The 22491-nt window shown below is 66.9% G+C and carries 20 protein-coding genes and 1 pseudogene; 12 read left to right on the top strand and 9 right to left on the bottom strand.

Going from position 1 to position 22491, the window contains the following annotated elements:
- Positions 1 to 7: 7 nt before the first annotated feature.
- The 3 genes from OG985_RS32755 to OG985_RS32745 form a co-directional block, all read right to left on the bottom strand.
- On the bottom strand, positions 8 to 916 hold the full coding sequence (locus OG985_RS32755) for a sugar ABC transporter permease (protein WP_371671953.1): 909 nt from the start codon (positions 914 to 916) through the stop codon (positions 8 to 10).
- A 13-nt stretch (positions 917 to 929) separates the two neighbouring features.
- On the bottom strand, positions 930 to 1934 hold the full coding sequence (locus OG985_RS32750; RefSeq protein ID WP_371671952.1) for a carbohydrate ABC transporter permease: 1005 nt from the start codon (positions 1932 to 1934) through the stop codon (positions 930 to 932).
- A gap of 102 nt (positions 1935 to 2036) precedes the next feature.
- Positions 2037 to 3311, bottom strand: a complete 1275-nt coding sequence (locus OG985_RS32745; protein ID WP_371671951.1) for an extracellular solute-binding protein — start codon at positions 3309 to 3311, stop codon at positions 2037 to 2039.
- 410 nt (positions 3312 to 3721) lie between these two features.
- On the opposite strand from OG985_RS32745, the gene OG985_RS32740 reads away from it, so the two are divergent.
- Together OG985_RS32740 and OG985_RS32735 are read left to right on the top strand one after the other, a co-directional pair.
- A complete protein-coding gene (locus OG985_RS32740) occupies positions 3722 to 4756 on the top strand; it encodes a LacI family DNA-binding transcriptional regulator (RefSeq protein ID WP_371671950.1) in 1035 nt (344 codons plus the stop codon).
- A 130-nt stretch (positions 4757 to 4886) separates the two neighbouring features.
- Positions 4887 to 5777: a phosphatase PAP2 family protein gene (locus OG985_RS32735; RefSeq protein ID WP_371671949.1), complete on the top strand. Its 891-nt coding sequence runs from the start codon at positions 4887 to 4889 to the stop codon at positions 5775 to 5777.
- Between the two features lie 141 nt (positions 5778 to 5918).
- On the opposite strand, the gene OG985_RS32730 is transcribed toward OG985_RS32735, so the two are convergent.
- The gene (locus tag OG985_RS32730; protein ID WP_371671948.1) at positions 5919 to 8924 is read right to left on the bottom strand and encodes a bifunctional [glutamine synthetase] adenylyltransferase/[glutamine synthetase]-adenylyl-L-tyrosine phosphorylase; all 3006 of its coding nucleotides are present in this window, start codon (positions 8922 to 8924) and stop codon (positions 5919 to 5921) included.
- A gap of 291 nt (positions 8925 to 9215) precedes the next feature.
- Between OG985_RS32730 and OG985_RS32725 the strand changes: the two genes are divergently transcribed.
- The 3 genes from OG985_RS32725 (at position 9216) to OG985_RS32715 (ending at position 11781) form a co-directional block, all read left to right on the top strand.
- Complete coding sequence (locus OG985_RS32725; RefSeq protein ID WP_371671947.1) at positions 9216 to 9656, top strand: VOC family protein; 441 nt, start codon at positions 9216 to 9218, stop codon at positions 9654 to 9656.
- Between the two features lie 112 nt (positions 9657 to 9768).
- A complete protein-coding gene (locus tag OG985_RS32720) occupies positions 9769 to 10662 on the top strand; it encodes an alkaline phosphatase family protein (protein WP_371671946.1) in 894 nt (297 codons plus the stop codon).
- 99 nt (positions 10663 to 10761) lie between these two features.
- Entirely contained in the window at positions 10762 to 11781 is a 1020-nt protein-coding gene (locus OG985_RS32715) for a TolB family protein (protein WP_371674570.1), read from the top strand.
- A 59-nt stretch (positions 11782 to 11840) separates the two neighbouring features.
- Here OG985_RS32715 and OG985_RS32710 read toward each other — a convergent pair whose 3' ends face one another.
- Positions 11841 to 12278: an ATP-binding protein gene (locus tag OG985_RS32710; RefSeq protein ID WP_371674569.1), complete on the bottom strand. Its 438-nt coding sequence runs from the start codon at positions 12276 to 12278 to the stop codon at positions 11841 to 11843.
- Between the two features lie 124 nt (positions 12279 to 12402).
- Here OG985_RS32710 and OG985_RS32705 point away from each other — a divergent pair, with 124 nt between their 5' ends.
- The 4 genes from OG985_RS32705 (at position 12403) to OG985_RS32690 (ending at position 14494) form a co-directional block, all read left to right on the top strand.
- A complete protein-coding gene (locus OG985_RS32705) occupies positions 12403 to 13263 on the top strand; it encodes a helix-turn-helix transcriptional regulator (RefSeq protein WP_371671945.1) in 861 nt (286 codons plus the stop codon).
- Positions 13260 to 13469 (top strand): DUF397 domain-containing protein, encoded by a 210-nt coding sequence (locus OG985_RS32700; protein WP_371671944.1) that lies wholly within the window; start codon positions 13260 to 13262, stop codon positions 13467 to 13469. Before OG985_RS32705 ends, OG985_RS32700 begins: the two co-directional genes overlap by 4 nt.
- 46 nt (positions 13470 to 13515) lie before the next feature.
- Complete coding sequence (locus OG985_RS32695) at positions 13516 to 13899, top strand: hypothetical protein (RefSeq protein ID WP_371671943.1); 384 nt, start codon at positions 13516 to 13518, stop codon at positions 13897 to 13899.
- A gap of 145 nt (positions 13900 to 14044) precedes the next feature.
- Entirely contained in the window at positions 14045 to 14494 is a 450-nt protein-coding gene (locus OG985_RS32690; protein ID WP_371671942.1) for a hypothetical protein, read from the top strand.
- A gap of 101 nt (positions 14495 to 14595) precedes the next feature.
- Here OG985_RS32690 and OG985_RS32685 read toward each other — a convergent pair.
- Positions 14596 to 14682: pseudogene (locus tag OG985_RS32685) on the bottom strand (glutamine synthetase); the annotation flags it as partial.
- A gap of 284 nt (positions 14683 to 14966) precedes the next feature.
- Between OG985_RS32685 and OG985_RS32680 the strand changes: the two are divergent.
- Entirely contained in the window at positions 14967 to 16427 is a 1461-nt protein-coding gene (locus tag OG985_RS32680) for a hypothetical protein (RefSeq protein ID WP_371671941.1), read from the top strand.
- Positions 16428 to 16759: 332 nt separating this feature from the next.
- Here the strand turns inward: OG985_RS32680 and OG985_RS32675 are convergent, their stop codons facing one another.
- The 3 genes from OG985_RS32675 to glnA form a co-directional block, all read right to left on the bottom strand.
- Positions 16760 to 17548, bottom strand: a complete 789-nt coding sequence (locus OG985_RS32675) for a hypothetical protein (protein ID WP_371671940.1) — start codon at positions 17546 to 17548, stop codon at positions 16760 to 16762.
- A 10-nt stretch (positions 17549 to 17558) separates the two neighbouring features.
- The gene (locus OG985_RS32670) at positions 17559 to 19031 is read right to left on the bottom strand and encodes a reverse transcriptase domain-containing protein (RefSeq protein WP_371671939.1); all 1473 of its coding nucleotides are present in this window, start codon (positions 19029 to 19031) and stop codon (positions 17559 to 17561) included.
- A 320-nt stretch (positions 19032 to 19351) separates the two neighbouring features.
- Positions 19352 to 20713, bottom strand: coding sequence for a type I glutamate--ammonia ligase (gene glnA, locus OG985_RS32665; RefSeq protein ID WP_371671938.1), 1362 nt, complete (start codon positions 20711 to 20713; stop codon positions 19352 to 19354).
- 364 nt (positions 20714 to 21077) lie between these two features.
- Between glnA and OG985_RS32660 the strand changes: the two genes are divergently transcribed.
- Positions 21078 to 21737, top strand: coding sequence for a DUF3105 domain-containing protein (locus OG985_RS32660; RefSeq protein WP_371671937.1), 660 nt, complete (start codon positions 21078 to 21080; stop codon positions 21735 to 21737).
- The gene (locus OG985_RS32655) at positions 21734 to 22354 is read left to right on the top strand and encodes a DUF305 domain-containing protein (protein WP_371671936.1); all 621 of its coding nucleotides are present in this window, start codon (positions 21734 to 21736) and stop codon (positions 22352 to 22354) included. The genes OG985_RS32660 and OG985_RS32655 overlap by 4 nt, the downstream gene beginning before the upstream one ends.
- The last annotated feature ends 137 nt before the right edge of the window (positions 22355 to 22491 follow it).

Raw genomic sequence — 22491 nt, 5'->3', positions numbered from 1 at the left:
GTGGGCGTCAGCCCTTCGTGCCGCCCGCGGTCAGGCCGGTCACCAGGTTCTTCTGCACGAAGTAGAAGAACGCGGAGACCGGTATGGCGATCAGTACCGCGGTGGCGGCCATGAGGTTGCGCTGCGCGTCGTGCTCACTGACGAAGGTCTGCAGGCCGACGGCGAAGGTGTACTTCGTGTCGGACAGCATGAACGTCGACGCGAACGCGACCTCACCGAACGCCGTGAGGAAGCTGTAGAACGCGGCGACCGCCAGGCCCGGCTTGGCGAGCGGCAGGATCAGTCGCGCGAACGTGCCGAAGGGGGTCAGCCCGTCGACGCGTCCCGCCTCGTCGATCTCGAACGGGATGGTGTCGAAGTAGCCCTTCATCAGCCACGCACAGTACGGGACGACGGTCGAGCAGTAGACGAGGACAAGACCAAGGTAGCTGTCGATGAGCTGGAGGTCGGAGAGAATCTGGTACATCGGCACCATGAGGACGGCGACCGGGAACATCTGGGTGACCAGGAGTACCCACATGAACTTCTTGTAGCCCGGGAAGCGCATCCGGGAGACCGCGTAGCCGGTGGTGGCGGAGATGATCACACCGATGGCCGTGGTGCCGAGTGTGACGATGAGCGTGGTCTGCAGCCAGTCGAAGAACTTCGTGTGCCGCAGGACGAACGCGTAGTTGTCGAACGTCATCTTGTGCCAGATGCCGCCGGGGTGCAGGTAGTCGTCCTTGTCCGGGCCGAGGGACAGGTAGACCAGCCAGGCGACCGGGAACAGCGCGATCAGGCTCGCCACGATCAGCAGGCCGTGGGAGACGAGGCGCGCGGTGGGGCCGGTCTCGCCACGGCGGACCCGGCGGGCCGGGGCGGTGGCGGGGCCCTGCACGGTGTCCGCGCCGGGGGTCTCGACGGTGGTGGTGCTCATGGGAACTCCTGCCTCAGATCGCGAGCTGCTGGTCATTGCGGTTCAGCCAGCGGCGGTAGAAGGAGGTGAAGACGATCAGGATGGCCAGCAGCAGGATGCCGTAGGCCGCCGACTGGGCGAAGTCACGCGGCTGCTGTCCGAAGCCGAGGTAGTAGGCCCAGGTGACGAGGATCTGCGCGTCGGGGGCGGTGTTGCCGAACAGCAGGAAGATGATGGCGAACTGGTTGAAGGTCCAGATGATGCCGAGCAGGACGACGGTCGAGCTGACGGACCGCAGGCCCGGCAGGGTGACGTACCGGAACTGCTGCCAGGCACTGGCCCCGTCCATCTCGGCGGCCTCGTACAGCGAGGCGTCGACGGACTGCAGGCCGCCGAGCAGCGACAGCATCATGAAGGGGACACCGCACCAGGTGTTGACCATGATCGCGGCGAACCGCTGCCAGAAGGTGTCCTCCAGCCACAGCGGTGACGGCAGGTGGAGCGCGTCCAGGGCGGTGTTGATGATGCCGCCGTCGGCGAGCATGAAGCGCCAGCCGAAGACGGTGACGAAGGTCGGCACGGCCCACGGCAGGATCAGCACCAGCCGGTAGAAGGTCCGGCCGCGCAGCTTCTGGTTGAGCAGCAGGGCCAGGCCCAGGCCGATGCAGTAGTGCAGGGTGACGCAGAGCGCGGTCCAGGCGATCGTCCAGACGAAGTGCGACCAGAAGCGGTCGTACGCCGTCGGACCCCACAGGATGTCGGCGTAGTTGTCCAGGCCGATGAACTGGTAGGTGGCGTCGATGTGGTTGACGCCGATCGTGCGGGCCGTGTTGAGGCTGTTGGCGTCGGTGAGGGTCAGGTAGAGGCCGTACACCAGGGGGTAGATCACGAGGACGCCGAGCACGACGACCACGGGCGCGATCATCGCGTACGCGTACCAGTGCTTCTGGTATCCGTGCTTGAGCCGCTGGAGCGGCCCGGGGCGTGACCCGTGGTCGCCTCGGGTCTTTCCGGTCGCGCGGTCGATGGCGACTGTCATGGTTCGACAACCTTCGTGAGGAGCAGCTGCGGATCGGGGAGTACGGCGCACAGGCCGGTGGCCGCCGGATCGCTCGGGGGAGGATCCGACGGCCACACGGGCTTACTTGCTGAAGTCCGGAACCAGCTTCTCGATCGCGAGCTCGGCGTTGCCGAGGCCCTTGTCGAGGGACTCGTTGCCGCCCGCGATCTTCACCAGCTCGGTGTCCAGCGGGCCCCACAGGGAGCTGTACTCGGGCAGTGCCGGGCGCGGCTGGGCGGCGGCCAGGACACCCTGGTAGCCGGCGATGCCCGGGTCGGCCTTGACCTCGGCGGTGTAGGCGTCGTCACGCGTCGGCAGCGTGGAGTTCTTCAGGGCGATCGTCTCCTGGGACTTCGCCGAGGTCATGAACTTCAGGAACTTCAGCGCCGCCTGCTGGTGGGCCTTGTCCGAGCCGGCGTACACCGAGAGGTTGTGGCCGCCGGTCGGGGCGCCCGCCTTGCCGCTGGAGCCGGCCGGGACGGTGGCGATGCCGAGGTTGCCCTTGTCCTTGAACGCCGAGCCCTTGTAGAAGTTCGTGATCTCCCACGGGCCCTGGATGATCGAGGCGACCTTGCCGTTGACGAACGCCTCCTGGATGTGGGCGTAGGCGTCGGCGGTGGTGTCGGCCTTGTGCAGGCCCTTGCCGGAGAAGAGGCTCTGCCAGGTGCCGTAGCCCTTCTTGGCGGCGTCCGAGTTCACGGTGATCTTCTTGGCGGCGGCGTCGACGGTGTCGGTGCCCTCGCCGTAGAGGAAGGTCTGCGCGTAGTAGGCCTGGGTGGAGCCCCAGTAGCCGTCGACCTTGGCCTTGGCCTCGACCTTGGCCGCGTCGGCCTTCAGCTCGTCCCACGTCGTGGGGGCCTCGGTGATGCCGGCCTTCTTGAACAGGGCCTTGTTGTAGACCAGCGCGAGGGTGTCGGTGACCAGCGGAACGCCGTACGTCTTGCCCTCGTACTTGGCCTGCTCGATCAGGCTGGGCTGGAACTTGGCCTGGTCCGCGAGGGCCTCCGTGCCGTCCAGCGGCAGGAAGAAGCCCTTCTTCGCGAAGGCGGGGGTCCAGCCGACCTCGGAGCGCAGGATGTCCGGGGCGCCCTTGGAGCCGGCGGCCGTGTCGAACTTGTTCTGCGCCTGGTCGAAGGGGACGTTGACGTACTTGACCTTGACGTCCTTGTTGGCGGCCTCGAACTCCTTGACCAGGGCCTGGTACGTCGGGGCCTCATTGGTGGCGTTGGAGGTGTCCCACCAGGTGATGGTGACCGGGCCGTCCGCCTTGTCGCTGCCGCTGTCGTTCCCGCCGCAGGCCGTCGCCGCGAGGGCGAGTGACGCCACCAGCGCAGTGGCCGCTATGCCACGCCGCATGAGTTCTCCTTGAGGGTGAAAGCCCGTGTGCTCACAGGAGGCGGTCCCGTCCGCCGCTCCTGTCGACTTGCCGACTGCGCCGTTGCCGCCGCCGGGCGACGTGAACGTAACAGCGATGTAAGCCCTGCGAAAGACCTTGCAGCAAAAAAGTGCAAGACGGCCGTGGAGTTACCCGGCCGTGACCTCTCCGGGACCCTCCGGAAACCGCATGACCCGGGCTCTGAGCGGGCAGAGCCACCGATGTGCAAGACTCTGCAAGCTCTGCAAGCTCTTGCTGAAGCGCGGAGCAGACGCCGACCAGAACACGAGGGAACGCGATGACGCAGCAACCCGCACGGGGCCGTTCAACCGCTCGTGCCCGGCGTCCGATTGGTGCGCAAGGTGAAGGTCGACCGGTACAGTCCACCCCTGTGACCACACGGCTTGCCGACATCGCTGCTCAGGCGGGGGTGAGCGAAGCGACCGTCAGCCGGGTCCTCAACGGCAAGCCGGGCGTCGCCGCCACCACACGCCAGTCCGTGCTGGCCGCCCTCGACGTGCTGGGCTACGAACGCCCGGTGCGTCTGCGGCAGCGCAGCGAGGGCCTGGTGGGCCTGATAACGCCGGAGCTGGAGAACCCGATATTCCCGGCCCTGGCCCAGGTCATCGGCCAGGCGCTGACGCGGCAGGGCTACACCCCGGTCCTCGCCACCCAGACCCCGGGCGGGTCCACCGAGGACGAGCTGACCGAGATGCTGGTGGACCGCGGGGTCGCCGGCATCATCTACGTCTCCGGTCTGCACGCCGACACCACCGCCGACATGCAGCGCTACGAGCAGCTGCGGGCGCAGGGCGTGCCCTTCGTGCTCGTCGACGGCTTCTCGCCGAAGGTGCAGGCGCCGTTCATCTCCCCCGACGACCGGGCCGCGATGAGCCTCGCGGTCACGCACCTGGTGTCCCTGGGGCACACCCGGATCGGCCTGGCACTGGGCCCGAAGCGGTTCGTGCCGGTGCAGCGCAAGATCGAGGGCTTCGTCCGCACGATGCAGGACCAGCTGGGGCTGAGCGCGGAGGCCGTCGAGTCGCAGCTCGTCCAGCACTCGCTGTACACCCTGGAGGGCGGCCAGGCCGCGGCCGGCGCGCTCATCGAGCGGGACTGCACCGCGGTGGTGTGCGCCAGCGACATGATGGCGCTCGGCGCCATAAGGGCCGCCCGGCAGCGGGGCCTGGACGTCCCCAAGGGCGTGTCCGTGGTGGGCTTCGACGACTCCCCGCTGATCGCCTTCACCGACCCGCCCCTGACGACGGTCCGCAAGCCGGTCCCCGCGATGGGGCAGGCGGCGGTGCGCACGCTGCTGGAGGAGATCGGCGGGACGCCAGCTCCGCACAGTGAGTTCGTGTTCATGCCGGAACTGGTGGTGCGCGGTTCGACGGCTTCGGCCCCTGGGGCCCGAAATCGTCCGTAGGGCGGAGACGTCACGGTTTCACCCACTGCGCCGGTAGGAGACGCGGCAGTCCGTACGCCGTAGAACATGCGGCCCGGACCCGCCCCGTGGATGATCGGTGAAGAAGGCTTTTCTGGCAGACTTCGTGTCTATGGGTGATACGACCGTGACGACACTGGAAGGCCGTACCGAGGCCGTTCCGCACCCCGTCACGAACGAGGCGGCGGGGCAGGGTCTCCTGCGCCGGCTGCGCACCCCGCGCCGTCCTCGGCTGTGGTTCGAGATCCTGCTGATCGCGGTGAGTTACTGGACGTACTCACTGATCCGCAACGCGGTCCCGGAGCAGCGGGGACAGGCGCTGCGCAACGCCGACTGGCTCTGGCGGGCCGAGCACCACCTCGGCATCGCCGTCGAGGAGTCCGTCAACCACGGGATCAACTCGGTCACTTGGCTCATCGTCGGGATGAACTACTACTACGCGACACTGCACTTCGTGATCACGCTGGGTGTGCTGGTGTGGCTGTACCGCAGTCATCCGGGCCGCTACGCGGCGGCGCGTCTGGTGCTCTTCGCGACCACGGTCGTCGCCCTGGTCGGTTACTACCTGTACCCGCTCGCCCCGCCCCGGCTGATGACCGGCGGCCACTTCGTCGACACCGTCATGGTCCACCAGACCTGGGGATCGATGGCTTCGGGCGACCTGAAGAACATGTCGAACCAGTACGCGGCGATGCCCTCCATGCACATCGGCTGGTCCCTGTGGTGCGGGCTGACCATCTTCGCCCTGGCCAGGGTCCCGTGGGTCCGGGTGCTGGGCCTGCTCTACCCGGCGGCCACCCTCGTGGTCATCGTCGCCACCGCCAACCACTTCTGGCTGGACGCGGTGGGCGGCATGCTGTGCCTGGCCTTCGGCTTCGCGGTGGCACGGGTCTGGTACGGGGCCCTGCCGTACACACTCCCGCCGACGCCACCGGCACAGGACGCGATGGGACCGCTGCTGCCGGCGGTGAAGGGGCGGGCCCGGAGCCAGGGCCGGGGCTGACCAGGAACAGGTCCAGGACCGGGGCTGTGACCAGGACCGGCGGCCGGTTCCGGCCGCCGTCGGGCCCCGTGTCCGTCACGGATCCCAAGTCACCGGGTGCATCACGTCACCGGCGGTGACCACGCGGCGAGAGCCGGCGGCCTACCGTTCCGTGGCCCCGTAGAACAGCTCGTCCACCACGCTTCGGGCCCTGCGGGTCGTACGCCGGTAGTCGTCCAGCATGTCGCCCACGTGGCCGGGGCCGTAGCCCAGATACCGGCCCACCGCGCCCAGCTCACGGGCGTCCGAGGGGAACGTGTCCCCGGCGCGGCCCCGCACCAGCATCACCGCGTTGCGGACCCGGGTCGCCAGTACCCACGCCTCGTCGAGGGTCGCGGCGTCCTCCTCGCCGATGAACCCGGCGGCGCGCGCCTCGGCCAGGGCCTCACGGGTGCGGGTGGTGCGCAGCCCGGCCCGCGTCGAACCGTGCCGCATCTGGATCAGCTGCACCGTCCACTCGACGTCGGACAGGCCGCCGGGCCCGAGCTTGGTGTGCAGCTTGGGGTCGGCGCCGCGCGGCATCCGCTCGGACTCCATCCGGGCCTTCAGGCGCCGGATCTCCCGTACGGCGTCCTCGCCGAGTCCGTCCGCCGGATACCTCAGCGGGTCGACCAGCTCGATGAATCGGCGGCCCAGGTCCACGTCCCCGGCCACGGGTTCGGCCCGCAGCAACGCCTGCGCCTCCCAGACCAGGGACCAGCGCCGGTAGTAGGCCCCGTACGACTTCAGCGTCCGTACGAGCGGCCCGGACTTGCCCTCCGGGCGCAGGTCGGCGTCGATGAGCAGCGGGGGGTCCGCACTGGGCAGCTGGAGCAGGCGGCGCATCTCGGAGACGACCTTGTTGGCCGCCTCGGCGGCCTTGCGCTCGTCGACGCCCTCGCGCGGCTCGTGCACGAACAGGACGTCCGCGTCGGAGCCGTAGCCCAGTTCGTGGCCGCCGAAACGGCCCATGCCGATGACGGCGAAGCGGGTGGGCAGGCTGTCGCCCCAGCCTTCGCGGACGACCGCGCGCAGTGTGCCGGCCAGGGTCGCGGCCGTCAGGTCCGAGACCGCGCCGCCGACCAGGTCGACGAGCGCCCCCTGGTCGGCCTCGACGGGCTGGGCCTCGGTGCCGTAGGAGCCGACGATGTCCGCGGCGGCCGTACGGAAGAGTTCGCGGCGGCGCACGCCACGGGCCGCGGTGACCGCCTGCGCGGCGCCTTCGGCGCGGCCGACGGCGGCGAGGATCTCCTGCTCCAGGTGGCCGCCTCCGCGTGGCTCCAGGCCACCGGCGTCGCCGTCGCCGAGCAGCGCCACCGCTTCCGGTGCGCGCATCAGCAGGTCGGGGGCGAGCCGGCCGGCGGACAGGACGCGCGCCAGGTTCTCCGCGGCGGCGCCCTCGTCCCGCAGCAGCCGCAGGTACCAGGGGGTCTTGCCCAGGGCGTCCGACACCTTGCGGAAGTTGAGCAGACCCGCGTCCGGGTCGGCGGAGTCCGCGAACCAGCCGAGCAGGACGGGCAGCAGGGTGCGCTGGATGGCGGCCTTGCGGCTGACTCCGGAGGCCAGCGCCTCCAGGTGGCGCAGCGCGGCCGCGGGGTCGGCGTACCCGAGCGCGACCAGTCGTTCCCGGGCCGCCCGCGGGCTCAACCGGGCCTCGCCGGAGGCGAGTTGGGCGACCGCGTCGAGCAGCGGCCGGTAGAACAGCTTCTCGTGCAGACGCCGTACGACGCCGGTGTGCCGTTTCCACTCGCGGCGCAGGTCGGCGACCGGGTCGGCGCGCAGGCCGAGGGAACGGCCGATGCGGCGCAGGTCGGCCTCGTCCTCGGGGACGAGGTGGGTGCGGCGCAGCCGGTAGAGCTGGATGCGGTGCTCCATGGAGCGCAGGAAGCGGTAGGCCTCGTCGAGCTGCACGGCGTCCGCGCGGCCGACGTAGCCGCCGGTGGCCAGGGCGTGCAGGGCGTGCAGGGTGGTGCCGCTGCGCAGCGAGACGTCGGCTCTGCCGTGCACCAGCTGGAGCAGTTGCACGGCGAACTCGACGTCCCGCAGGCCGCCCGGACCGAGCTTGAGTTCGCGCTCGATCTGGGCGGCCGGGATGTTCTCGACGACCCGGCGGCGCATCTTCTGCACGTCGGCGACGAAGTTCTCGCGCTCCGCGGCCTTCCAGACCAGGGGTTCGAGCGCGGCGACGTACTCCTCGCCGAGCCCGATGTCGCCGGCCACCGGGCGCGCCTTCAGCAGGGCCTGGAACTCCCAGGTCTTGGCCCAGCGCTGGTAGTAGGCGAGGTGGCTGCTGAGCGTGCGCACCAGCGGGCCGTTCCTGCCCTCGGGGCGCAGATTGGCGTCGACGGGCCAGATCGAGCCCTCGACGGTGGTCTCGGAGCAGATCCGCATCATGTGCGAGGCCAGCTTGGTCGCGGAGCGCAGTGCCTTGCCCTCGTCGGCGCCCTCCACGGCCTCGCCGACGAAGATGACGTCCACGTCGGACACGTAGTTCAGCTCGTGGCCGCCGCACTTGCCCATCGCGATCACCGCGAGCCGGCACAGCGCGGCGTCGTCGGGCGCGGCGGCGCGGGCCAGGCCGAGGGCGGCGCGCAGGGTCGCGGTGGCGAGGTCGGCGAGTTCGGCTGCGGTCTCGGCGAGGTCGGTGGTGCCGCACACGTCCCGGGCGGCGATGGACAGCAGGCAGCGGCGGTAGCCGACGCGCAGGGACACCGGGTCGGTCGCCTCCGCGAGGCCCCGCTCGAACTCCTCCACCCCGGGGTGCAGGTCCCGCGGCTCGTAGGTGACGAGTGCCTGCCAGTCGCTCGGATGCCGGGCGAGGTGGTCGGCGAGGGCGGCGGACGCCCCGAGCACGCCGAGCAGCCGGTCGCGCAGCGGCTTGGCCGCTATCAGCGTGTCGAGCAGTTCCCGCCGGGCGGTGGGGGCGGGCTGCGCTTCGAGCAGCCGGACGAGACCGTGCAGGGCGAGGTCGGGGTCGGCGGTCGCGCCGAGCGCCTCCAGCAGGACCGGGTCGTCGCGCACGGGGGCGAGTTCCACGCTGTCCAGGAGGCGCTCGGCGGCCGAGGGATCGGTGAAGCCGTGCCGCAGCAGCCGCGTGAAGGTACTGCTCCTGCGCCCCGGCGCCGTCATCCTCGGCCTCCCGTCTGGATCACGTGCGTACGAGCCGTCGGATCAAGGTCGTACCCGGTCGAGCCTAACCGGAGAGCGCCGGGGAAGCGCCGGGGCGGGTGAGTGGTTTCCGCGGGTCACCTGCCGTCCGGCAGGCGCGGGGCGGGTCGCTTCCCCGGCACGTCCTCGGGGCGGTTTCGCGTTCTCGGTGGCGCCCGGCCATGTTTTCGGCTTCGGTGAGGAGAGCCGTCCAGCCGGACACGGCGGCGATTCGGTTGACGGAGGTCCGGCGTACGACGAAGGAGTCGTTCCATGGAGATGACGCTCGAAGTGATCCTGTTGCCGGTTTCCGACGTGGACCGGGCCAAGGAGTTCTACCGGGACAAGGTCGGCTTCCACGTCGATCTCGACGGCGAGGTGATGGAGGGCGTACGGATCGTGCAGCTCACCCCGCCCGGCTCCGGGTGTTCGATCGCGCTCGTGGACGGGCTCCAGGTGCCGACCGGGACGCCGCAGCCGGGGACGTACCACGGGATGCAGCTGTGCGTCACGGACGCGAAGGCGGCGTACGAGGAGCTGACCGCGCGCGGTCTCGAGGTCAGCGAGCCGCAGCAGTTCGCGCCGCAGGACGGAGCCACCTTCATGTACTTCAAGGACCCGGACGGCAACGGCTGGGCGATCCAGGAGTACCGGCGACGGGTGACGGAACCCCTGCACCAGGTGCTCGCCGGTCTGGCGGGCCCGCAGGAGTAGTTCACCCGCTCTTCATCCGCCCGGTTCGATGAGGTCGGGCAGGGGAATATTGGCGTGTGCATGCTCTGTCTGCACCGCCGCCCCCCGCCCCTCCCCCCACCGGAGGTCTCCCGTGTCCGGCAGAACCGTGTACCGACGCAGTCGTGCCCTCGTGGCCTCGGCCCTGGCCTTCACCGCGGCCGCGGCCGGGCTCTGGACCGGCCTCGGCGGCCTCTCGTCCGCCCAGGCGGCCGCGGCCGCCGTGCCGAGCCCGGACCACGTGATCGTCGTGGTCTTCGAGAACCACGCCTACAGCCAGGTGATCGGCTCCTCCAGCGCGCCGTACATCAACTCGCTGAGGACCGGCGGCGCGAACCTCAGCCAGGCGTACGCCGAGACCCACCCGAGCCAGCCGAACTACTTCGCCCTGTTCTCCGGCTCCACCCAGGGCGTCACGGACGACAGCTGCTACAGCCCCGGCTTCTCCTCGGCCGCCAACCTCGCCTCCGAGCTGATCGCCGCCGGCCACACGTGGGCGAGCTACAACGAGACGCTGCCCAGCCAGGGTTCGACCACGTGCAGCAGCGGCACGTACGCCCGCAAGCACAATCCGTGGTTCGGCTTCAGCAACGTACCGACGTCGACCGCGAAGACCTTCGCGCAGTTCCCGACCGACTACACGACACTGCCCGACGTCTCCTTCGTCGTCCCCAACCTGTGCAGCGACATGCACGACTGCTCGGTGGCGACCGGCGACACCTGGCTCAAGAACAAGCTCGGCGCGTACGCCACCTGGGCGAAGACCCACAACAGCCTCCTCGTCGTCACCTTCGACGAGGACAACCGGCTCAGCGGCAACCGCATTCCGACGGTCCTGTACGGCCAGCCGGTGACAGCGGGTTCGTCCTCCTCCACCACCTACAACCACTACGACCTGCTGCGCACCCTGGAGGACTTACAGGGCCTGGCGACCCACGCGGGCAACGCGGCCTCCGCGAAGGACATCACCGGGATCTGGACGTCCTGACCCGTTGCCCCGAAAGCGACGTCCCGACCCTCCGTCCGAAGGCGACGTCTCGACCCTCCGCCCGAAAGGCACGGCACCGGCATGACCGTCCGCACCGGCATGACCGTCCGCACCCGCGTCCTGATCCTGCTCTCGGCAATCGTCGCCCTCGCGGCGGTCGCGGCGGCCTCGGTCCTGCACGCCTCGGCGCGCGCGGAGCGCCGGAACCAGGCCGTGCCGGGCGGCCCGGAGGTCACGTCCGGCACGGTCACCCTCACCGCCCCCGGCCGCATGGTGTTCCGCAACATGGCCTGGGGCCCGCACCGCGACGAACTGACCACGGTCCCGTCGTCCGACCCGTCGGGCCCCCGCACCTCGTCCGGCGTCAAGTGCCTGCGCTTCTACGCCGCCTCGGGCACGGGAGTGTGCCTCCAGGCGGTCCACGGAACGGTCTCGGACACCTACCGCGCGGTGATCCTCGACGCGCGTCTGCACACCAGGGCCCACTACGCCGTCCCCGGCATCCCCTCCCGGGCCCGCGTCTCCCCGACGGGCCACCTGGCGGCGTGGACGGCGTTCGTGGGAGGCGACTCGTACGCGGGCACGGACTTCTCGACGCGGGCGGCGATCGTGGACACGAGGACGGGGAAGCTGATCCCGTCCCTGGAGTCCTTCCGCATCGTCAAGGACGACCGCCCCTACCGTGCGGCCGACGGGAACTTCTGGGGCGTGACGTTCGCGTCGGACGACCGCACGTTCTACGCGACGCTGGCGACGAAGGGCCGGACGTACCTGGTCAGGGGCGATCTGGACACCCGCACGGTGACGACGGTCCACGAGAACGTCGAATGCCCCTCCCTCTCCCCCGACGGCACCCGCATCGCGTACAAGAAGCGCGCGAAGGGACTCCCGAAGGACGCCCCCTGGCACCTGTACGTCCTCGACCTGCGCACCCAGCGGGAAACCGCCCTCGCCGAGCCCCGCAGCGTCGACGACCAGGCGGTCTGGCGCGACGGACACACGGTGGTCTACGCACTGCCGGGCGACTACGGAGCGGACCTGTACGCGATCCCGTCGGACGGCTCGGGAAAGCCCCACCGCATCCTGACAGCCGGGGTGTCCGCCGCGTTTCCTCGGTGACGCGGACGGCGGCGGGGTCTGCCGGACCGCCGAGGCTCACGACCCGGTGGGGCGGGGGTTCAGAGGACAAGCCGCAGGCCGAGTTCGAGCTCGGCCCAGACCGTTTTCCCGGGCTCGGGCCCCAGTTCGACACCCCAGCGGTCGGCGTATGCCTCCACGAGGACGAGTCCCCGTCCCGACTCGGCGTCCGACGCGCCGCGTCGAGTGACGCGGGGAAGGTCTTCGCCCCGGGTGTCGGTCACCGCGATCCGGAGCGTGTCCGTGACAGACAGCCTGAGCGTCAGCCGGAAATCCCGACCGGCAACACGGCCGTGGCACACGGCGTTTGTCGCGAGCTCGGCGACGACCTGCGCGGCGGCATCGGCTGACGGCCGTCCCCAGTCGAGAAGTTGCTGCACGGTGAGCAACCGGGCCAGCCGGGCACCTCGTCGCCTGGACGAGAGCAGCACGGTGAACTGACGGGCGGTAACGGAGATGTGGGTCATTTCCTGATTCACGTCACTCAGCGTGGCCGTCCGCACCTACGCTGCACAGTGACGACGCCGGGACGCGGCGTTACTGTCCGGGTGCCGACCGGCGTTGTCCGGCCAGTACCCCGTGCCGGATGCGGAGGCGGGCTGCATGGACCACCCGATGGCCGAGCGCGCGAATGCCCCCGGCTGGGACAACGGCTCCGAGGACGACTCCGGGGCCGTACTCAAAGCCGTCGGCCGGCAGATCAAGGCATGGCGCGAACGGGCGTCGCTGACACAGGGCGAGTTCGGGGCGTCGATCGGCTACGGCGAGGAGTTGGTGTCGTCGGTCGAGCGCGGGCGCCGCGTTACTAGGCCGGAGTTCCTCGACAAGGCGGACGAGCTCCTGGACGCGGGCGGCATCATCGCGGCGATGAAGCGGGACGTGGCGGAGGCGCGGTACCCGAAGAAGCTCCGGGATCTGGCGAAGCTGGAGGGCGAGGCGGTGGAGTTGGGGGCGTACAGCAACCACAACATCCAGGCGCTGTTGCAGACCGAGGAGTACGCGCGGGTCTCGTATCGCATGAGGCGGCCGCTGATCACCGAGGACGTCATCGAGCGGGAGGTCGGCGCTCGCATGGCGCGGCAGGAGATCGTCGACAGGACGCGGACCGAGCCCGTCTTCAGCTTCGTCCAGGAAGAGGTGACGCTCCGGCGGCCGCTGGGCGGCAAGATGGTACGGCGTCGGCAGCTCGAACACCTTCTGAAACTAGGGCAGTTCCGCAATATCGAGATCCAGGTGATGCCCACGGACCGGGAGGACCACGCCGGCCTGGGTGGCGCCTTCCGGGTGCTGAAGCTCCGCGGCGGCGCCGCATTGGGATACGTGGAGGTGCAGCACGTCACCCGCCTGATCTCGGAGCCGAGGGAGGTGCAGCTCCTGGAGATGCAATATGGGAGCATCCGGGCTCAGGCTCATACGCCGCAGGAATCAATGGCCTTCATCGAGAAACTGCTGGGAGAGACATGAGCATCAGGTCCGCAGCCGACGACGGCTCCGAGCTGAACTGGTCCAAGAGCAGCTACAGCAGCAACGAGCCCGGCTCCGACTGCATCGAGATAGCCCCCACCCCCGAAACAGTCCACGTCCGGGACTCCAAGGACAGGACGCGGACCCACCTCGCGTTCGCGACCGGGCCGTGGACCGACTTCGTGACGCACACGGCCGGACGCTGACGCCGCTCACCCGACGCCGAAGGCCGAAGGCCGAAGGGAAGCGACCGTGAGCGGCGCATGTGAAAGCAGTTCACGGCCCTGGTTCCTCGCCTGGCTCGCGATCGGCGCCGCCGCCGGTCTCGGCGTTCTGACCATCCCGACCATCGGCCCGTACGTGCTGCTGATCTCCGTCGCGGCCGCCCTCGGAGTGGCCACCCGTCGGCGGAGTGCGGCCGGGCTTCCCGGTCTGCTCTCCGGCGTCGGCCTGCCGCTGCTGTACGTGGCGTATCTGAATCGGCATGGCCCGGGCACGGTCTGCACGACGACGGCGACCGGCCAGTCGTGTGTGGACGAGTGGAGCCCATGGCTCTGGCTCGCGGCCGGAGGCGCGCTGCTCCTGGCCGGAGCCGTCTGGTCCACCGCGACGGACAGACGCCGCCGGTCGAAGTGATCACCGGGCAGTGCGACCGTCAGGCAGAGCGGACTTGTGCATGACAGGACTGCCCACCTCTGACCTGGTGTTAGACGCCAGGTCCGCACACCAGGGGTGGGAATTGGGAGGACTCAGACAGACGACGGCAGTCGGCGTCGTTGCCATGCTGCTGCTCGCGGGCTGTGGAGGCGCCGAGGAGGCACCGGCCACGTCCGGAACGCGCCGGCCGTCGTCAGCGTCAGCGGAGAAGAGCCGGACCCAGGCATTGAACGACTTCACTTCCGCCACCGCGAGCTTCGGGGGACGCCCGAGCCTCCTCGACCGGGGAGAGCGCCTCAACGCCTGCCAGATCGATGCCACTGTTTTCTCCCGCGCGGTCCCGGACAAGGCGGACTTCCGCCTTGTCGTGAGCCGTCTGCAGAAGCGTGGGTGGAAGTTTCCGGGCCCGGAGGGCGTGAAGACGGCGGGAAAAGAAGTGACGACCGACCTCACGTCCGGCGGCTGGCGCGGCTTCATGGGTGTCGGGCCCCTGCCGGAAAAGGTCAAAGCGCAGGCGGCCCCTTACACAGGGGGCATCTCCTTCTCGGCGTCGAGAACGTGCGACCCGGCATAGCGCCGGAAGTCCCCCAGGGACCGTGAGACACCACGGGGCCGACGGTCCAGGGCCGTCGGCCCCACACGCCGAACCAGCAGGAAAGGTCTCCCGACCTGCCCCTACAGCACCGGCAGGTTCTTCCGCAGCTCGAACGCCGTGACCTCGCTGCGGTACTCCTCCCACTCCGACTTCTTGTTGCGCAGGAAGTGACGTCGGCCCGGAGCGACCTCAGGCGATCGTCGTCGGCGCAGCGCTGACCTGCGGTCGAGCGGTGGTCATTGGTCGTTGTTGGTCGCTGTGGGCCACCCTTCGACGGCCCACGGACGGCCCCGCACGACGGCCCATTCATCCTGCACTCCGGGCCCTGAAAATCCATGCGCTCTGACCTGCATGGCCTCTCCCTTCGAAAACGGCTGCGCGACGAGCACCGAATGAATAAGATCAGGCGAAATGCAACAGAGCGGTTGAATAGGGAAGAAAAGTGAGTCACGTGACCGAAGCAGAAGAGCTTTCGAATTTCTCCATCAAAGTCGCTTCGGTTAATTCAGATTTGGAAATCCAAGTAACAATCGATGGGGCCTTTCCACCACCTGACCATCACGTCACTGCGAGCATCTACGGCCACGATGACGTTTCTAGTGATTGGTACGCAGGTGTCAACCTAACCCTCACTGAGGGAAATGTATGGGTAGGGAGAGCCGCAGATGTTGTCCATGAGGGGTGGCCCCACCTTGTCGAAGTGGCTGCTCTGACTCCGGTCGACGCCAATTCCGGGGAGGCGTTGCAGCAAAAGGCACTCAAGGCTGGAGTCGACTACAAGCGGTCACTTCACCTAATCGGCGACAACGAATTCCGTGGATCTGATTGCGCGGCCACGCCGGACCTCGAATTGCAGCGTCTAGCCGATATTCGGAATGAACGAGTCAATCGCACCTTGCGCACAGGCGATGGAGGGAGCAAAGAATACCGCGTTGCTTTCCTCGCCGACGGTGTTCTCAATACACGCTCTCTTTACATTCCCGGTGTCGTACTATTCCCGGTTAACGCCTCCACTCGGGGCTCCGATATTCCTGAGATGTTCAATTCGCTGCTCGCACAGTCTGGTTGGCCCTCCAGGATGGACCCAACCAAATGGATCGCGGAGTACTCCCGACGACGACCAGTGGTAGTGGCAGTCGCGGCATCCGTAAAGGCAGGAAGCGGCGGATCAGCAATTCAGTACGTGCGGGATAGAGTGCAATCGTTTCTGCATCTGATGTCGCTGCTTCGCGGGGCAGAACCTCAATTGATCTCGGCCGTAGCCGAGATTCGCGACCCGCTCGGGGAATGGAAACCAGAACTCGCATGGATCGATGGCGCACCGTATGGCGGAAATCTAATCGGCGGATTCATTTCCGGAGAAGACCAACACTCCATTTTGGCATCATGGGACGCCATTGAAGCCGATGAGAAAATCCAACTCTGGATTTCCCTCTACAGCGACTCCCTTCGCGAGCAGAGGTGGGACTTTAAGTGGTTTCGACTTTTCAACCTCCTGGAGTCAATCGGGTTGGAGAGATACGGCGACACCTCCCTGGTTAAAGATTTCTCGGGCGCGGTAATCCAAAAACCAGATAACAGGAACATCCTCAGAAACGTTAAAACCAAGGAAGCTCGCGGAAAGGTCTATCAAACCGTCCGGGATGCGTCCGTGCTCGCTTCGGTCGCAGAGTCAAGCTTCTGCGCTAACACCGGCGAATCCCTTTGGGATGTGGCAAGGATTTGGACGGATGTCAGAAACGCCGTGGCACATGAGGGCGGTTACAGAGAAAACGACAGCGTCCAGAATTTGACCACCAGGAATCAGCGAGTTAACGCCGCCTTCGCCAGGCAGCCCAAAGATTCCTACCTGCACGGTTTGGATGAGGCAGTGCGGCATGTTCTGGGGATGTTGATCGCCAAAAGGATGTAACTGGCGTCGGTCTCCCACGTCGCTGCGTCCTCACACGTCTCGCACTGTGACTTGCCGTGGCTCATGGCGAAGGGACCCGGACGCTGTGTCCGGGTCCCTTCGCCATAAGGGGATGACGCTCCGCACTTCCCGCGCTCCTCCAGACTGAGCAAGAGCTGGAGGAGCGCGCCGCACGGCGCGGGGAGGACCGTAGCGACTGCCGGGCAGTGTCGGCCCGCACCCACCACCTCGCCGCGACGACGCTCGCGGAGATCGGTGAATCGGACATCTCATGGCTCGCTGCCGAGCGCGCGACGCGGGCCGCAGACGAGTCTGACGACCCGCTCGACTGCTTATACGATTTTTTGCGCATGCTCCGCAATAGGCACAACATTTGGCATACCAGGGAGCACGCCACGCCGCCGAATCTCTTCACTGGTGAACCAGCCGAATTCATTGCGCTGAGCAGAGAGCGTCAACCTCAATGCTTCTTCCTGTTCGCGAGTTGGAAGCAACTCGTAAACGTCAGCCATAATAACTTCGCGAGAGTCCGCGTAGGGACTGAAACGAATCCTGTCTACTACCCGCCCATGATACTCATGCAGAATGTACGGAAAGACTCCCTCCGGGAGGATGGACGTGGCTATCAACTCTTCCTGGAACTCACGCCAAGGAGCGTCTTCACGCCCCGTCCGCCCATCGAACCACTTATAAAATCTAGAAAGGTGCGCTCCCCTTATTCGAATTCTCAGGTCCGCTTCACTTGCTTGATCGATAGGGATCAAATCATCGTCCTGGGCGCCGACACCAACCAAGAAACTTCGGCCTTTGGATGACACCTTGAACACCCCACCGACAGGCTGATAGTGAGGAAATCGAACCCCCTTGACCAAAAGGTACTTTCCGTCGATCTTAATGCGGAACAAGTAGGCCGCAGATATGCGCACCATCTCACTCCTGTAGCGCATCGAGTACCACCGCATGCGTATCGCTACTTTTTCATCGCTAACAGCAAGTATTGCGGGGGTGACGAGGGCCAAGAATCCACCAGTTGTAATATCACCGATAGTAGTGTTCTGGAAAGAAAAACCCAGCGCCAAAAGCGCTATCGAAGCGACGAAATACGCAACGACTCTCGACACATCTCACCTTTCACTTCGGGAGCGGCACAATGGGGGGATTCCTGAGCAGGTACCGAGCGGTCCATTTCAAGTCAGAGAGGGATTGCGACAGAGAGGGGAGAAGCTTCGGCGGGAGGTACTGACATTCATAGAGAGCGACAAGTAACGCTCGCTGGACCGGTTCGCTCCCCTCGGCCTCATACTGCATGCGCAGAAGGGGGCCGTCCGCAATTTCCGAGAAACGCCCGATATATCGGGCCGCAAATTCGCGTGGGTAATTGGAGCGGTTCCTGTCACGCAGAATAGCCCATGCATTATCTTTGAGTACTTTGGATCTGATTTTCCGGCGCAGTGCCGAGTGAAATATATTTCTTTCAAGGTAGGCGTAGTCAACCAGGTCGAAGTCAAGGACCGTCGCCTCAAGGGTGTTGATCAACTCACATCGGCGCCTAGGCAAGGCCTCGGCGTAGCGGAGGATCTGATCCGAGAGGTGATGCAAATCCTTGAGATTGCCGAGGGCCCAGTCAACCGCGGTGGCGTCTCTCCTCCACTTGAAGCGCGTCAGGGAGAACCTGACATCACGCTCCCCTACCGGCCCTAGAGCTGTCGCCTCAGTGAAAAGCTCAGTGAGGAGCTTCTTGGCCTGCGGCACACCCCGATAGTAGAGGTAGGAAATACGGTCGCGAGACGAGTCATCTAGGTGGCCCAGGCTTCCAGGCCGATCGAATATCTCAGTCTTCCTTGCGGCTATTGTCAGACGCCTCGCACGAAGGGCCTGATTCGCTCCAGCCAACACAGAACGTAGCTGTTCCCAGCTATAGCCGAATATATATGTGTCATCTGAATAACGAACATGCTGCGCACCGAATTGTCTAATGTGCTCATCGTAAGGAAGCAAGTAGACATTGGACAGCGCGCCTGACGCGCTCGATCCTTGAGGGAGTCCCCAGGCGCCTGATTGCTGCTCGAATCGTTGCAGGAAGTAATGAATTTGACTCAAGAGCGGTTCGCGGATTCCGGCCTGCGCGAGGTCTAGCTTGAGGATGTCGATATCTATGTTTTCATAGAAATTGGCAACATCTGTCTTTGCCATTGCGAGCCGAGGGTTAGCGTCTAGGATCTTGCGCGCTTGATTTCGCCATTCCAACCAGTCATCTACGGAGTGAATCTGGCTTCGATTAGCCCTGTAGCTGTAGACGTTCTCTGGTACGAGACTATCGACCGTCTCTACTATCTCCGCGACTATAGCCTCATAGGTCAAGCGATCCTTGATATCGAAGCGTGCGAGCGGCCGCACCGAGATTGGGTCCTTGGGGTGCTCGATAATTTCGACCCTATTAGGCCCACAGTGAGCGTTGGATATATGTCCCAACATCTCGTCACGGTAGCCCTCGTCCCAATTGGAACTGACGTCGCGAAAATTGATGATGTCAGGGAGTTCTTGGCGGCTCTCAACGTTGAACAAGCGGCTGGCCACCGCATCCAAGTACTCCGCTTTGGCCACGCGTGTTCCCTGCCGCCCCGTCAAGTGCTGTTAGTCAGACGTAGGTTACCGGCATGATGGGCCCCCGCTCCAGGGCCGTTGGACCAGCTATGACCGGCTCCTGGTCCCGCAGGATTGCCATGGGACTGGCCCTCAGCCAGCGCCGCAGCAGTTCGTGCACGCGAGTGCGCCGCCCCGCGCGCTTCGCGGCTACGGCGATAGGGGCTCCCACGTCTGACGGCCCACGGGCGGCCCAGGATCGGGTGAGACGCCACGGGGCCGACAGTCCAAGACTGTCGGCCCCGGCGATCCGCAGCGGCGACATGCGCTCTGACCTGCCCCTACAGCACCGGCAGGTTCTTCCGCAGCTCGAAGGCCGTGACCTCGCTGCGGTACTCCTCCCATTCCGACCTCTTGTTGCGCAGGAAGAAGTCGAAGACGTGCTCGCCGAGGGTTTCGGCGACCAGGTCGCTGCGTTCCATCAGGGTCAGGGCCTCGCCCAGGTTCTGCGGGAGCGGCTCGATGCCCATCGCGCGGCGCTCCGCGTCGGAGAGGGCCCAGACGTCGTCCTCGGCGCCCGGCGGGAGTTCGTAGCCCTCCTCGACGCCCTTGAGGCCGGCGGCGAGCAGCATCGCGTAGGCGAGGTACGGGTTGGCGCCGGAGTCGATGGAGCGGACCTCGATGCGGGCCGAGCCGGTCTTGCCGGGCTTGTACATCGGGACGCGGACCAGGGCGGAGCGGTTGTTGTGACCCCAGCAGATGTACGAGGGGGCCTCGCCACCGGCGCCGGCGGTGCGCTCGGAGCCGCCCCAGATGCGCTTGTAGGAGTTCACCCACTGGTTGGTGACGGCGGAGATCTCCGCCGCGTGCTTCAGCAGGCCCGCGATGAAGGAGCGGCCGACCTTGGAGAGCTGGTACTCCGAACCGGACTCGTAGAACGCGTTCCGGTCGCCCTCGAAGAGGGAGAGGTGCGTGTGCATGCCGGAGCCGGGGTGCTCGCTGAAGGGCTTCGGCATGAAGGTCGCCTGGACCCCCTGCTCGAGCGCCACCTGCTTCATGACCAGGCGGAACGTCATGATGTTGTCCGCCGTGGAGAGCGCGTCGGCGTAGCGGAGGTCGATCTCCTGCTGGCCCGGGGCGCCCTCGTGGTGGGAGAACTCGACCGAGATGCCCATCGACTCCAACATGGTGATCGCCTGGCGGCGGAAGTCCATGCCGATGTTCTGCGGGGTGTGGTCGAAGTACCCGGAGTTGTCGGCGGGCGTCGGGCGTGAGCCGTCGAGCGGGCGGTCCTTCAGCAGGAAGAACTCGATCTCGGGGTGGGTGTAGAAGGTGAAGCCGAGGTCGGAGGTACGGGCCAGGGCGCGCTTGAGGACGTAGCGCGGGTCCGCGAAGGACGGGGAGCCGTCCGGCATGAGGATGTCGCAGAACATGCGGGCGGTGCCGGGAGCCTCCGCGCGCCACGGCAGGACCTGGAAGGTCGACGGGTCGGGCTTGGCGATCATGTCCGACTCGTATACGCGGGCGAAGCCCTCGATCGCCGAGCCGTCGAAGCCGATGCCCTCGTCGAAGGCCTGCTCCAGCTCGGCGGGGGCCACGGCGACGGACTTGAGGAAGCCCAGCACGTCCGTGAACCACAGCCGTACGAAACGGATGTCGCGCTCCTCCAATGTCCGGAGCACGAACTCCTGCTGCTTGTCCATCTTCCGCTTCCCCATCCTTGCTGGTCAGGCCGCCTGTCTCCCGTACCACGGGAGGCGGTCGGGCACCTGAGCATCCCACCACAACACCATTTCGTGCGCGTTGCGCACCTTGATCGTCCGGCTGACCTCGGCGTGAACGCCTCACGTACGGCGGGTGTACCGCTCCGCAGCCCATCTTGCCTGCTCGCACCGACATCCGTCATGGCCGCCCACCCCCTGTCGCAGTGAGCGACGCCACTCCCGTTCAGTTTGCGGCCGTCGCAGCGACCCGGCCTTTCCTGTGCCCTCCCTACGAGCGGCGGCCGCTTCCCCATTACGATCAGCGGACTCGACCGGCCCCCCTTTCCCCAGAAGGACACACCTCATGGCCTCCGCCAAGAAGAGCAGCAGCACGGCACGCAAAGCGCGGATAGAGGAGATGCGGCGCGCCGAGCAGGCCGCGGAGCGGCGCCGCCGCCTTCTCACCGTCGCGGCCAGTGTGGTGGTCGTCGCCGGTCTCGTCGTCGGGGGCGTCTTCGTCGTCAGGTCGCAGAAGGACGACAGCACGGCCGCCGACGCGAAGACCGCGGGGCACTTCGTCACCGGCAAGGACGGTGTGAAGACCTGGAAGGGCACGCTGGGACGCACCCACGTCACCAAGACGGTCACGTACCCGACCGAGCCCCCGGTCGGCGGCGACCACAACCAGGTCTGGATGAACTGCAACGGCGACGTGTACACCAAGGCGCTCAACAACATGAACGCCGTGCACTCGCTCGAGCACGGCGCGGTGTGGGTGACGTACACCGACAAGGCCTCGAAGGCCGACGTCGACGCGCTGGCGGCGAAGGTGAAGAAGACGCCGTACACGCTGATGAGCCCGGACGACAAGCAGACCGCCCCGATCATGCTGACGGCGTGGGGCCACCAGCGCACGGTGAAGAGCGCGAGCGACGCGAACGTCGACACGTTCTTCGAGCAGTTCGTGCAGGGAAAGCAGACGCCCGAGCCCGGCGCCGCGTGCACGGGCGGGCTGGGGCAGTGAGGCACGCCGGCTGGATCGCGGGGGCCGCGGCCGCGGCGCTCGTCGCGGCCGGCGCGGTGACGTACGCGGTCGCCGAGGACGGCGGTTCGAGTGACACCCCGGCGGCCGACTCCGCGGACGCCGGGTTCGCGCGCGACATGGCGGTGCACCACCAGCAGGCCGTGGAGATGTCGTACATCGTGCGCGACCGTACGAAGAACGCGGACGTACGGCGGCTCGCCTACGACATCGCGCAGACGCAGGCCAACCAGCGCGGCATGCTGCTGGGCTGGCTCGATCTGTGGGAGCTGCCGAAGGTGTCGGCGAAGGCGCCGATGACCTGGATGGACATGGGCGGCATGGCCTCCGGCAAGGACGGCGCGCTGATGCCCGGCATGGCGACCAACACCGAGATGAAGAAGCTCGGCACGCTCGACGGCAAGCAGGCCGAGGTGTTCTACCTCCAGCTCATGACGGACCATCACCAGGGCGGTATCCACATGGCCGAGGGCTGTGTCGCCCGGTGCACGGTCGGGGTGGAGAAGCGGCTCGCGCAGGGCATGGTCGAAGCCCAGCAGTCGGAGATCGATCTGATGGCGGGCATGCTCAAGGAGCGCGGGGCGCGGGCTCGGTCGTAGGAGGATGACCACCGAGCCATAGGGTTTTCCCTAGAGTTCGCGGGCGTAACCGCCAAATCCGCCCTGGTTGCGGCCACTTGGGCTCTTCTTGGTCTTTCCATTCCCCTGGCATGAACGGTTCATCGAAAGAGTGACCC

It is taken from the genome of Streptomyces sp. NBC_00289, assembly GCF_041435115.1.
GTDB lineage: Bacteria > Actinomycetota > Actinomycetes > Streptomycetales > Streptomycetaceae > Streptomyces.
This window is presented reverse-complemented; position numbering and strand designations above follow the sequence as displayed.

Excerpts from the sequence above, each read along its gene's own strand:
- OG985_RS32750 (WP_371671952.1), bottom strand. The coding sequence starts at position 1,934 with ATGACAGTCGCCATCGACCGCGCGACCGGAAAGACCCGAGGCGACCAC.
- OG985_RS32745 (WP_371671951.1), bottom strand. The coding sequence starts at position 3,311 with ATGCGGCGTGGCATAGCGGCCACTGCGCTGGTGGCGTCACTCGCCCTC.
- OG985_RS32700 (WP_371671944.1), top strand. The coding sequence starts at position 13,260 with ATGAGCATCAGGTCCGCAGCCGACGACGGCTCCGAGCTGAACTGGTCC.
- OG985_RS32690 (WP_371671942.1), top strand. The coding sequence starts at position 14,045 with ATGCTGCTGCTCGCGGGCTGTGGAGGCGCCGAGGAGGCACCGGCCACG.
- OG985_RS32705 (WP_371671945.1), top strand. The coding sequence starts at position 12,403 with ATGGACCACCCGATGGCCGAGCGCGCGAATGCCCCCGGCTGGGACAAC.
- OG985_RS32730 (WP_371671948.1), bottom strand. The coding sequence starts at position 8,924 with ATGACGGCGCCGGGGCGCAGGAGCAGTACCTTCACGCGGCTGCTGCGG.
- OG985_RS32735 (WP_371671949.1), top strand. The coding sequence starts at position 4,887 with ATGGGTGATACGACCGTGACGACACTGGAAGGCCGTACCGAGGCCGTT.
- OG985_RS32715 (WP_371674570.1), top strand. The coding sequence starts at position 10,762 with ATGACCGTCCGCACCCGCGTCCTGATCCTGCTCTCGGCAATCGTCGCC.
- OG985_RS32660 (WP_371671937.1), top strand. The coding sequence starts at position 21,078 with ATGGCCTCCGCCAAGAAGAGCAGCAGCACGGCACGCAAAGCGCGGATA.
- glnA (WP_371671938.1), bottom strand. The coding sequence starts at position 20,713 with ATGGACAAGCAGCAGGAGTTCGTGCTCCGGACATTGGAGGAGCGCGAC.
- OG985_RS32725 (WP_371671947.1), top strand. The coding sequence starts at position 9,216 with ATGGAGATGACGCTCGAAGTGATCCTGTTGCCGGTTTCCGACGTGGAC.
- OG985_RS32755 (WP_371671953.1), bottom strand. The coding sequence starts at position 916 with ATGAGCACCACCACCGTCGAGACCCCCGGCGCGGACACCGTGCAGGGC.